The 10,990-nt window shown below is 41.7% G+C and carries 12 protein-coding genes; all 12 read left to right on the top strand.

Annotation, left to right across the window (positions count from 1 at the left end; genetic code table 11):
• The first annotated feature begins 27 nt into the window (after window positions 1-27).
• The gene (locus tag B7714_RS02995) at window positions 28-234 is read left to right on the top strand and encodes a hypothetical protein (RefSeq protein ID WP_000390701.1); all 207 of its coding nucleotides are present in this window, start codon (window positions 28-30) and stop codon (window positions 232-234) included.
• A complete protein-coding gene (locus B7714_RS02990) occupies window positions 231-425 on the top strand; it encodes a hypothetical protein (protein ID WP_000709167.1) in 195 nt (64 codons plus the stop codon). The genes B7714_RS02995 and B7714_RS02990 overlap by 4 nt, the downstream gene beginning before the upstream one ends.
• On the top strand, window positions 412-1,287 hold the full coding sequence (locus tag B7714_RS02985; protein WP_084859613.1) for an ABC transporter ATP-binding protein: 876 nt from the start codon (window positions 412-414) through the stop codon (window positions 1,285-1,287). The genes B7714_RS02990 and B7714_RS02985 overlap by 14 nt, the downstream gene beginning before the upstream one ends.
• A 12-nt stretch (window positions 1,288-1,299) precedes the next feature.
• Entirely contained in the window at window positions 1,300-2,034 is a 735-nt protein-coding gene (locus B7714_RS02980) for an ABC transporter permease (RefSeq protein ID WP_084859612.1), read from the top strand.
• Window positions 2,035-2,038: 4 nt separating this feature from the next.
• On the top strand, window positions 2,039-3,136 hold the full coding sequence (locus B7714_RS02975; protein WP_084859611.1) for a sensor histidine kinase: 1,098 nt from the start codon (window positions 2,039-2,041) through the stop codon (window positions 3,134-3,136).
• A 1-nt stretch (window position 3,137) separates the two neighbouring features.
• On the top strand, window positions 3,138-3,737 hold the full coding sequence (locus tag B7714_RS02970; RefSeq protein WP_000772071.1) for a response regulator transcription factor: 600 nt from the start codon (window positions 3,138-3,140) through the stop codon (window positions 3,735-3,737).
• A 318-nt stretch (window positions 3,738-4,055) separates the two neighbouring features.
• Window positions 4,056-4,469 (top strand): 30S ribosomal protein S12, encoded by a 414-nt coding sequence (gene rpsL, locus B7714_RS02960; RefSeq protein WP_001142332.1) that lies wholly within the window; start codon window positions 4,056-4,058, stop codon window positions 4,467-4,469.
• Window positions 4,470-4,488: 19 nt separating this feature from the next.
• Window positions 4,489-4,959, top strand: a complete 471-nt coding sequence (rpsG, locus tag B7714_RS02955) for a 30S ribosomal protein S7 (protein WP_000087873.1) — start codon at window positions 4,489-4,491, stop codon at window positions 4,957-4,959.
• A 282-nt stretch (window positions 4,960-5,241) separates the two neighbouring features.
• On the top strand, window positions 5,242-7,323 hold the full coding sequence (gene fusA / locus B7714_RS02950; protein WP_000090340.1) for an elongation factor G: 2,082 nt from the start codon (window positions 5,242-5,244) through the stop codon (window positions 7,321-7,323).
• A 323-nt stretch (window positions 7,324-7,646) separates the two neighbouring features.
• Window positions 7,647-9,347 (top strand): acetolactate synthase large subunit, encoded by a 1,701-nt coding sequence (locus B7714_RS02945; RefSeq protein ID WP_084859610.1) that lies wholly within the window; start codon window positions 7,647-7,649, stop codon window positions 9,345-9,347.
• The gene (ilvN, locus tag B7714_RS02940; protein WP_001253813.1) at window positions 9,340-9,816 is read left to right on the top strand and encodes an acetolactate synthase small subunit; all 477 of its coding nucleotides are present in this window, start codon (window positions 9,340-9,342) and stop codon (window positions 9,814-9,816) included. The genes B7714_RS02945 and ilvN overlap by 8 nt, the downstream gene beginning before the upstream one ends.
• A 90-nt stretch (window positions 9,817-9,906) precedes the next feature.
• A complete protein-coding gene (gene ilvC, locus B7714_RS02935) occupies window positions 9,907-10,929 on the top strand; it encodes a ketol-acid reductoisomerase (protein ID WP_000290683.1) in 1,023 nt (340 codons plus the stop codon).
• Window positions 10,930-10,990 lie beyond the last annotated feature (61 nt).

Raw genomic sequence — 10,990 nt, 5'->3', positions numbered from 1 at the left:
TTCAAAAGACTATAATTGAAGTATGAAATGGAGGAAGAAGAAATGAAAAATAAAATGATTGTCGCAGTGAGTTTGGTAGCAGCAGGAGTTATGACCTATCTCATGTTTTCAGGATTGGACGAGGGTTTCTACCATTTTCCTTGGGAGCTCTTTGCTGGCTTTGGAATGATGTCTTGGCTTGTCAGAGAAGGTTTGAAATTAGTCAGAGATGTGAAAAAGGAGTTTGAGGAATGAAAAAAGCAATCATCTATTTCTTTATTGGCCTGTCACTCTTGGTATGGTTAGTGGAAATGTTTACTGGTTGGTTTGACCAAACCGTGCTTCGCCAATTCATTCGTGGTGCTTGGGGTTTTGGATTTATGATTTTTGTCGTTTTCCCTATGGGAATGAAGTGGTTGAAAGGAGAATCTCATGACTGTGATTAAAGTTGAGAAATTGAGTAAGAAAATAAAAGACAAGGAGATCTTGCGGAACATCTCCTTTGAAATCAACGATGGTGAATGTGTCGCCTTGATCGGGCCCAATGGAGCAGGAAAAACAACCTTGATTGATTGCCTCTTGGGAGACAAGTTCATGAGCTCGGGTCAGGTCGTCATTCAAGGTTTTGCGCCAACAGACCCTCGATTAAAGCAGCTTATTTCTATCTTGCCACAAGAAAATACGGTGGTTCAAGACTTGAAAGTGAAAGAACTCTTATCCTTCTTTCAATCAATCTATCCAAACAGTCTCTCCAATCAAGAAATTGATGACTTGCTGAGATTTTCGGACAAACAGAAAAATCAGCTAGCGGGCAAGCTATCTGGTGGGCAAAAACGTTTGTTCTCTTTCGTGTTGGCACTAATAGGTCGTCCGAAAATTCTATTTTTAGACGAACCAACTGCTGCCATGGATACCTCGACACGTCAGCATTTTTGGGAGATCGTCGATCAGTTAAAGAAAAATGGTGTCACCATTGTCTATTCTTCTCACTATATCGAAGAGGTAGAACATACGGCTGACCGCATTTTGGTCCTCCACAAGGGAGAATTGATTCGTGACACGACGCCTTATGCTATGCGTGGTGAAGAACAAGAAAAACACTTTACGGTGCCTCTAACCTATCAGGATTTTGTTAGTACCTTGACTATGGTTCAAGAGCTTGAAATCAAGCAAAATGCTCTTTCCTTCACAACCAAAGAAGCCAGCCAGGTATGGAAAGTCTTGCAAGAACAGGGCTGCATGATCGAAGAAATTGAAGTTCGCAATCGAACTCTCTTAGACAGTATCTTCGAAACGACTCAAGACTAAAGGAGATTGACGATGAAAAATATGACAAGTCTCATGAAAGTGGAAATCATTCATATGAAGCGGCAAGCTGTCTACTACTTGCTGTCCATCGGACTTCCAAGTGTGTTTTACCTTATATTTTCTGGTATGATGTCAGGGTCAGATATTCCAGAAATTGCTCTTCAAGCCTATCTTTTTGCCATGACACTCTTTAGTATCATGTCAAGCGCCTTTTTCAGTATCCCTAGCACACTCGAATCTGATAAGACAAACAACTGGCAAAAATTGATTCAACATTCTCCCGTATCTATGGTAGAATATTATGTATCAAAACTGTTCAGTACCCTACTGACTTTCTTGTTATCAATTATAGTTGTCTTTTCGGTTGGTCATTTTGTCCGTGGAGTGACTCTGCCTTGGCTTGATTGGTTGGTGATTGGAGTTATGTTGCTGGTCGGAAGTGTGGTCTTTATCAGTATGGGTGTCTTGGTGAGCTTGCTACCCAGTGCTCAACTGATGACGGTTGTTGGAAATATTGCCTATATTGCTTTGGCTGTCCTAGGTGGACTGTGGTTCCCCTTGGATTCCTTCTCAGAATGGCTCCAATCTATTGGAAAGCTGACTCCAACCTATCAACTGATGCAGGTCGTCTCTACTTATTTGGAACACCATGAATTTAGTATTCTTTCTGCCTTGGTTGTACTAGGTTATACAGTTTTCTTTGGTGTATTGGTCATTCAACTGAAAAAACGGATCGAGGTAAAATAAATCTATGTTGGAAAAATTTAAAAACATTCATTATATGTTTCATATTTCAATAGTGTTTATCATCTTTCCTATAGCGGGTGTCATCGTTGGAGATTACCCGCTTTTAACCTTGCTATGGACCCTACTATTTGTACTTGCCTTCTATTCGGTTTTAATCAGTCAGAATCGCACCGTGCAGTGGCTAGCATGGTGGTCCATGCTTGTCTACATTTTTTATACATCTGTTTGGCTAAGTTCAGGTTTCACATGGTTTATCTTTTATTTATCCAATCTCCTTATTTATGAGCTGGATGAGATTTCTTTTCACTCTTGGCGTTTTGTCAGTTTTATTGTCCTGCAACCATTTATTCTGACCGGAATCTATATGGTCAATCATGTTAGTCCCTGGCAGCTACTCTTTTTCTTGGTGACCTTTATCTTTTCCGATGCAATGACCTTTGGTCTTTATCGAATTCGATTGTCGGAGGACATAAAAGAAGAAAAGATGAAACAAAATGCCAAGCTCAATCTTTTCTTGGCTGAAAACGAACGCAGTCGTATCGGTCAGGATCTTCATGACAGTCTAGGCCATACCTTTGCCATGTTGAGTGTGAAGACGGACCTTGCCCTCCAGCTACTTCAAATGCAGGCCTATCTTCAAGTGGAAAAAGAATTAAAAGAAATTCATCAGATCAGTAAGGAATCCATGAATGAAGTCCGTACAATTATCGAAAATCTTAAAACCAGAACCCTTGCTTCCGAATTTGCGACTGTTAAAAAAATGCTGGAAATTGCAGGAATTGAAACGGAAATCAATCACCAACTAGATACAGCTAGCCTAACTCAGGAATTAGAATCAACGGCCTCCATGATTTTACTTGAGTTAGTGACCAACATCATCAAACATGCCAAAGCATCGAAAGCTTACTTGAAATTAGAACGCACAGAGAAAGAGCTCATTCTAACAGTGAGAGACGATGGCTGTGGCTTTGCTTCTCTAAAAGGGGATGAGCTCCATACCGTTCGAGACCGTGTCCTTCCTTTTTCAGGAGAAGTAACAGTGATCAGTCAGAAACATCCGACTGAAGTGCAGGTTCGACTACCTTACAAGGAGAGAAACTAAGATGAAACTACTTGTTGCAGAAGATCAAAGTATGTTGCGAGATGCTATGTGCCAGTTGCTTACCTTTCAAACAGATGTAGAGTCTGTACTACAAGCCAAGGATGGCCAAGAAGCAATCCAACTTTTAGAAAAGGAGCCCGTAGATATCGCCATTCTTGACGTAGAAATGCCTGTTAAGACAGGCCTCGAAGTCTTGGAGTGGATACGAGCAGAAAAGCTAGAAACAAAGGTAGTTGTAGTAACGACCTTCAAACGCCCCGGCTATTTTGAACGTGCGGTCAAGGCTGGAGTGGATGCTTATGTCTTGAAAGAAAGAAGCATTGCAGACCTCATGCAAACCTTGCACACTGTTCTTGAAGGACGTAAGGAATACTCGCCTGAATTGATGGAAGTGGTGATGACACACCCCAATCCGTTAACAGAGCAAGAAATCGCTGTTTTAAAGGGAATCGCTCAGGGCTTGTCTAATCAAGAAATCGCAGATCAGCTTTATCTATCAAATGGAACCGTCCGAAACTATGTCACCAATATTCTTTCGAAACTAGATGCTGGTAATCGAACAGAGGCAGCCAACATTGCAAAAGAATCTGGTTGGCTTTGATAAGAAGGGTTAAAAAATTCCGAAATGACAACTTGAATCAAAGGAAAACCATACTAGAAAGGAGGAGGCAAATTGCCTCCTTTTCTGGTTTAGAAAAGCGGTGAAAGCCAGTGTCAAAGAGTTAAAAGATCAGAATAAAAACGAAAAAAATATTGACAAGCAAAGAAAAATTGTGTTACAATAATAGACGGTACTTTTTACTTTTGGTCTCTCAAAAGTGTACAGGGACGTGCTGACAAATGTTGCAAAAGTACACACAGATGGTAGCTGTCACCAAGTGTATCATCACCAAAAATAAAAAAACACAGGAGAATGTAGATGCCTACAATTAACCAATTGGTTCGCAAACCGCGTAAATCAAAAGTAGAAAAATCTAAATCACCAGCTTTGAACGTTGGTTACAACAGTCATAAAAAAGTTCAAACAAACGTTTCTTCACCACAAAAACGTGGTGTTGCAACTCGTGTGGGAACAATGACACCTAAAAAACCTAACTCTGCCCTTCGTAAATTCGCTCGTGTACGTTTGAGCAACCTTATCGAAGTTACTGCCTACATCCCAGGTATCGGACACAACTTGCAAGAGCACAGCGTGGTGCTTCTTCGTGGTGGACGTGTAAAAGACCTTCCAGGGGTACGTTACCATATCGTCCGTGGTGCACTTGATACTGCAGGTGTTAACGATCGTAAACAAGGCCGTTCTAAATACGGTACTAAACGTCCAAAAGCATAAGGAAAGGGGATAAAGAGAAATGAGTCGTAAAAATAGAGCTCCAAAACGTGACGTATTGCCAGATCCGCTTTACAATTCACAACTAGTTACTCGTCTTATCAACCGCGTTATGCTTGATGGTAAACGTGGTACAGCTGCTTCAATCGTTTACGGTGCTTTTGAGCAAATCAAAGAAGCTACTGGTAACGATGCACTTGAAGTATTTGAAACAGCTATGGAAAACATCATGCCTGTACTTGAAGTACGTGCACGTCGTGTTGGTGGATCTAACTATCAAGTCCCAGTTGAAGTTCGTCCAGAACGTCGTACAACACTTGGACTTCGTTGGTTGGTAACAATCGCTCGCCTTCGTGGTGAACACACAATGCAAGACCGTCTTGCAAAAGAAATCTTGGATGCTGCTAACAACACTGGTGCAGCAGTTAAGAAACGTGAAGACACTCACCGTATGGCTGAAGCTAACCGTGCCTTCGCACACTTCCGTTGGTAAGATAGGATACGAAAGCGTTAAGAAAGTCACAGAGAAAATAGGGAATCGAAGTAGGTTGCGATTGCAACCAATGAGATTCATCTTTTTCTCCAGACTTTTAGCTCGGGTTCAAATCAGCTAACTTGAGCTTTTAGCTCGAGTTCAACTCAACTTACCAGCTCGTAAGTTGAAACCAACAAAAACAAGATAAACATTGAGAACGGGTAGGTCCTGCCTATCCGTTTTTATTAAAATCGTGTTATAATAGAATAGAAATTAAAATAAATAGGAGAAACAAACCTCATGGCACGCGAATTTTCACTTGAAAAAACTCGTAATATCGGTATCATGGCTCACGTCGATGCCGGTAAAACAACAACTACTGAGCGTATTCTTTACTACACTGGTAAAATCCACAAAATCGGTGAAACTCACGAAGGTGCGTCACAAATGGACTGGATGGAGCAAGAGCAAGAACGTGGTATCACTATCACATCTGCTGCGACAACAGCTCAATGGAACAACCACCGCGTAAACATCATCGACACACCAGGACACGTGGACTTCACAATTGAAGTACAACGTTCTCTTCGTGTATTGGACGGTGCGGTTACTGTTCTTGACTCACAATCAGGTGTTGAGCCTCAAACTGAAACAGTTTGGCGTCAAGCAACTGAGTACGGAGTTCCACGTATCGTATTTGCCAACAAAATGGACAAAATCGGTGCTGACTTCCTTTACTCAGTAAGCACACTTCACGACCGTCTTCAAGCAAACGCACACCCAATCCAATTGCCAATCGGTGCTGAAGATGACTTCCGCGGTATCATCGACTTGATCAAGATGAAAGCTGAAATCTATACTAACGACCTTGGTACAGATATCCTTGAAGAAGATATTCCAGCGGAATACCTTGACCAAGCTCAAGAATACCGTGAAAAATTGGTTGAAGCAGTCGCTGAAACTGATGAAGACTTGATGATGAAATATCTTGAAGGTGAAGAAATCACTAACGAAGAATTGAAAGTTGCTATCCGTAAAGCAACTATCAACGTTGAATTCTTCCCAGTATTGTGTGGTTCTGCCTTCAAGAACAAGGGTGTTCAATTGATGCTTGATGCGGTTATCGACTACCTTCCAAGCCCACTTGACATCCCAGCAATCAAAGGTATCAACCCAGATACAGACGAAGAAGAAACTCGTCCAGCATCTGACGAAGAGCCATTCGCAGCTCTTGCCTTCAAGATTGCAACAGACCCATTTGTAGGTCGTTTGACATTCTTCCGTGTATACTCAGGTGTTCTTCAATCAGGTTCTTACGTAATGAACACTTCTAAAGGTAAACGTGAACGTATCGGACGTCTTGTGCAATTGCATGCCAATAGTCGTCAAGAAATCGAAACTGTTTATGCTGGTGATATTGCAGCTGCTATTGGTTTGAAGGATACAACTACTGGTGATTCATTGACAGATGAAAAAGCTAAAATCATCCTTGAGTCAATCCACGTTCCAGAACCAGTTATCCAGTTGATGGTTGAGCCAAAATCTAAAGCTGACCAAGATAAGATGGGTATCGCCCTTCAAAAATTGGCTGAAGAAGATCCAACATTCCGCGTTGAGACAAACGTTGAAACTGGTGAAACAGTTATCTCAGGTATGGGTGAACTTCACCTTGACGTCCTTGTTGACCGTATGCGTCGTGAGTTTAAAGTTGAAGCGAACGTAGGTGCTCCTCAAGTATCTTACCGTGAAACATTCCGCGCTTCTACTCAAGCACGTGGATTCTTCAAACGTCAGTCTGGTGGTAAAGGTCAATTCGGTGATGTATGGATTGAGTTTAGTCCAAACGAAGAAGGTAAAGGATTCGAATTCGAAAACGCAATCGTCGGTGGTGTGGTTCCTCGTGAATTTATCCCAGCGGTTGAAAAAGGTTTGGTAGAATCTATGGCTAACGGTGTTCTTGCAGGTTACCCAATGGTTGACGTTAAAGCTAAACTTTACGATGGTTCATACCACGATGTCGACTCATCTGAAACTGCCTTCAAGATTGCGGCTTCACTTGCCCTTAAAGAAGCTGCTAAATCAGCACAACCAGCTATCCTTGAACCAATGATGCTTGTAACCATCACTGTTCCAGAAGAAAACCTTGGTGATGTTATGGGTCACGTAACTGCTCGTCGTGGACGTGTAGATGGTATGGAAGCACACGGTAACAGCCAAATCGTTCGTGCTTACGTTCCACTTGCTGAAATGTTCGGTTACGCAACAGTTCTTCGTTCTGCATCTCAAGGACGTGGTACATTCATGATGGTATTTGACCACTACGAAGATGTACCTAAGTCAGTACAAGAAGAAATCATTAAGAAAAACAAAGGTGAAGACTAATCAGTCCTCGCTCTAGAAGGGAGTCACTTAGTGGCTTCCTTTTTTTGTCTTTAACCATTCATTTCTGCTGAATATAGTATACAAATTTGGTCGCTAAGTGTGAGAATTACTAATTTTATCCAGAAAGAGAATATTCTAATTTGATAAATTAAAGTAAATAAAGGTTCCTAATTCCGTAGAAAACTTAATAAAAATGAGGGAAAGATTCATAAATACACTTTTAGATAGAAAATTCAGAAAATTGACTCTTTTGCCTTGAAAATTTTTGAAAAAATGGTATGATAGTAACAAGCTATTTTTTTAAGAGAAGAGAAAGGGGAACAATGGAGAAAATCAGTTTAGAATCTCCTAAGACGGGGTCGGACCTGGTTTTGGAAACACTTCGGGACTTAGGGATTGATACCATTTTTGGTTATCCTGGTGGTGCAGTCTTACCTTTGTATGATGCGATATACAATTTTAAAGGTATTCGCCACATCTTGGGACGCCATGAGCAAGGTTGTTTGCACGAAGCTGAAGGATATGCCAAATCAACTGGAAAGTTGGGCGTTGCCGTCGTCACGAGTGGACCGGGAGCAACAAATGCTATTACAGGGATTGCAGATGCCATGAGCGATAGCGTTCCCCTTTTGGTCTTTACAGGTCAGGTTGCGCGAGCTGGGATTGGGAAAGATGCCTTTCAGGAAGCAGACATCGTGGGGATTACCATGCCCATTACCAAATACAATTACCAAGTTCGTGAGACAGCAGATATTCCTCGTATCATTACGGAAGCTGTCCATATCGCAACGACTGGTCGTCCAGGTCCTGTTGTGATTGACTTGCCCAAGGATGTATCAGCTCTAGAGACAGATTTCATCTATTCGCCAGAAGTTAATTTACCAAGTTACCAACCGACGCTTGATCCGAATGACATGCAAATCAAGAAAATCTTGAAGCAATTGTCAAAAGCCAAGAAACCTGTTTTGTTAGCAGGCGGTGGTATCAGCTATGCGGAAGCTTCTAAGGAGCTCAATGAATTTGCTGAACGTTACCAAATTCCAGTAGTCACTAGTCTTTTAGGGCAAGGTACCATTGCAACGAGTCATCCGCTCTTCCTAGGAATGGGAGGCATGCATGGTTCTTTCGCAGCTAATATTGCCATGACCGAGGCAGACTTTATGATTAGTATTGGTTGCCGTTTCGATGACCGTCTGACCGGAAATCCTAAGACCTTCGCGAAGAATGCTAAGGTTGCCCATATCGATGTTGACCCAGCTGAGATTGGTAAGATTATCAGTGCAGATATTCCAGTGGTTGGGGATGCTAAGAAAGCCTTGCAGATGCTACTGGCAGAACCAACTGTTCATAACAATACTGAAAAGTGGATTGACAAAGTCACTAAGGACAAGAACCGCGTTCGTTCCTATGATAAGAAAGAACGTGTGGTTCAACCGCAGGCAGTCATTGAACGAATCGGTGAGTTGACGAATGGGGATGCTATTGTCGTTACTGACGTTGGCCAACACCAAATGTGGACAGCCCAGTATTACCCATATCAAAATGAACGTCAATTGGTCACTTCAGGTGGCTTGGGTACCATGGGATTTGGTGTTCCTGCAGCTATTGGAGCTAAGATTGCCAATCCAGAAAAAGAAGTAGTTCTTTTTGTCGGTGATGGTGGTTTCCAAATGACCAACCAAGAACTAGCTATCCTAAACATCTACAAGGTGCCGATTAAGGTTGTCATGCTGAATAACCACTCACTAGGAATGGTTCGTCAGTGGCAGGAATCCTTCTATGAGGGAAGAACTTCCGAGTCAGTCTTTGATACACTTCCTGACTTCCAGCTGATGGCACAGGCTTACGGTATCAAAAACTATAAATTTGATAATCCAGAGACGATAGAGAAGGATCTAGAAGTCATTCTGGAGGATGTGCCCATGTTTATTGAGGTGGATATTTCTCGTAAGGAACAGGTCTTACCGATGGTACCAGCTGGTAAGAGCAATCATGAGATGTTGGGGGTGAAGTTCCATGCGTAGAATGTTAACAGCTAGATTGCAAAACCGTTCAGGAGTTTTGAATCGTTTTACAGGTGTCCTTTCTCGTCGTCAAGTCAATATTGAGAGTATCTCAGTTGGTGCGACAGAGAACCCCAATGTATCTCGTATCACCATCATTATTGATGTAGCTTCTCATGATGAAGTAGAGCAAATCATTAAACAACTCAATCGTCAGATTGATGTAATTCGCATTCGTGATATCACAGATAAACCACACTTGGAAAGAGAAGTTATCTTGGTAAAAGTATCTGCTCCTGCTGAGAAGCGTGCAGAAATCTTGGCCATTATCCAACCTTTCCGAGCAACGGTAGTAGATGTGGCTCCAAGCTCAATCACCATCCAGATGACGGGAAATGCTGAAAAGAGTGAAGCTTTATTGCGAGTGATTCGACCATATGGTATTAAAAATATCGCTCGTACGGGTGCAACTGGATTTACCCGCGACTAATACTCTTTGATTTTCATTGAGTATAAAATCCAGCATAAATTTGTTAAACCAGCCTATAAGGCAATAAAAAATAGAAAAGAGAGAAAAACTATGGCAGTTCAAATGGAATACGAAAAAGATGTTAAAGTAGCAGCGCTTGACGGTAAAAAAATCGCCGTAATCGGTTATGGTTCACAAGGACATGCGCATGCGCAAAACTTGCGTGATTCAGGTCGTGATGTCATCATCGGTGTGCGTCCAGGTAAATCTTTTGACAAAGCAAAAGAAGATGGTTTTGACACTTACACAGTAGCAGAAGCAACCAAATTGGCTGATGTTATTATGATTTTGGCACCAGACGAAATCCAACAAGAATTGTACGAAGCAGAAATCGCTCCAAACTTGGAAGCTGGAAATGCAGTTGGATTTGCTCATGGTTTCAATATCCACTTTGAATTTATCAAAGTTCCTGCAGATGTAGATGTTTTCATGTGTGCTCCTAAAGGACCAGGACACTTGGTACGTCGTACTTACGAAGAAGGATTTGGTGTGCCAGCTCTTTACGCAGTTTACCAAGATGCAACTGGAAATGCGAAAAACATTGCTATGGACTGGTGTAAAGGTGTTGGGGCAGCTCGTGTTGGTTTGCTTGAAACAACTTACAAAGAAGAAACTGAAGAAGATTTGTTTGGTGAACAAGCCGTACTTTGTGGTGGTTTGACTGCCCTTATCGAAGCAGGTTTTGAAGTCTTGACAGAAGCAGGCTATGCCCCAGAATTGGCTTACTTTGAAGTTCTTCACGAAATGAAATTGATCGTTGACTTGATCTATGAAGGTGGATTCAAGAAAATGCGTCAATCTATTTCAAACACTGCTGAATACGGTGACTATGTATCAGGTCCACGTGTGATTACTGAGCAAGTTAAAGAAAACATGAAAGCTGTTTTGGCAGATATCCAAAATGGTAAATTTGCAAATGACTTTGTAAATGACTACAAGGCTGGTCGTCCAAAATTAACTGCTTACCGTGAACAAGCAGCTAACCTTGAAATTGAAAAAGTTGGTGCAGAATTGCGTAAAGCAATGCCTTTCGTTGGTAAAAACGACGACGACGCATTCAAAATCTACAATTAATTCTTGTAAAGAGAGACAGAAGGCGAGTTGGGGGTACCTAACTCGTTTTTTATCTTGAACA

This window comes from Streptococcus oralis subsp. oralis (assembly GCF_002096595.1).
GTDB classification, from domain to species: domain Bacteria; phylum Bacillota; class Bacilli; order Lactobacillales; family Streptococcaceae; genus Streptococcus; species Streptococcus oralis_D.
Note: the sequence above shows the minus strand (reverse complement) of the source record. Positions and strands in the feature narration are given on the sequence as shown.

Excerpts from the sequence above, each read along its gene's own strand:
- B7714_RS02995 (WP_000390701.1), top strand. The coding sequence starts at position 28 with ATGGAGGAAGAAGAAATGAAAAATAAAATGATTGTCGCAGTGAGTTTG.
- B7714_RS02990 (WP_000709167.1), top strand. The coding sequence starts at position 231 with ATGAAAAAAGCAATCATCTATTTCTTTATTGGCCTGTCACTCTTGGTA.
- B7714_RS02985 (WP_084859613.1), top strand. The coding sequence starts at position 412 with ATGACTGTGATTAAAGTTGAGAAATTGAGTAAGAAAATAAAAGACAAG.
- B7714_RS02980 (WP_084859612.1), top strand. The coding sequence starts at position 1,300 with ATGAAAAATATGACAAGTCTCATGAAAGTGGAAATCATTCATATGAAG.
- B7714_RS02975 (WP_084859611.1), top strand. The coding sequence starts at position 2,039 with ATGTTGGAAAAATTTAAAAACATTCATTATATGTTTCATATTTCAATA.
- B7714_RS02970 (WP_000772071.1), top strand. The coding sequence starts at position 3,138 with ATGAAACTACTTGTTGCAGAAGATCAAAGTATGTTGCGAGATGCTATG.
- rpsL (WP_001142332.1), top strand. The coding sequence starts at position 4,056 with ATGCCTACAATTAACCAATTGGTTCGCAAACCGCGTAAATCAAAAGTA.
- rpsG (WP_000087873.1), top strand. The coding sequence starts at position 4,489 with ATGAGTCGTAAAAATAGAGCTCCAAAACGTGACGTATTGCCAGATCCG.
- fusA (WP_000090340.1), top strand. The coding sequence starts at position 5,242 with ATGGCACGCGAATTTTCACTTGAAAAAACTCGTAATATCGGTATCATG.
- B7714_RS02945 (WP_084859610.1), top strand. The coding sequence starts at position 7,647 with ATGGAGAAAATCAGTTTAGAATCTCCTAAGACGGGGTCGGACCTGGTT.
- ilvN (WP_001253813.1), top strand. The coding sequence starts at position 9,340 with ATGCGTAGAATGTTAACAGCTAGATTGCAAAACCGTTCAGGAGTTTTG.
- ilvC (WP_000290683.1), top strand. The coding sequence starts at position 9,907 with ATGGCAGTTCAAATGGAATACGAAAAAGATGTTAAAGTAGCAGCGCTT.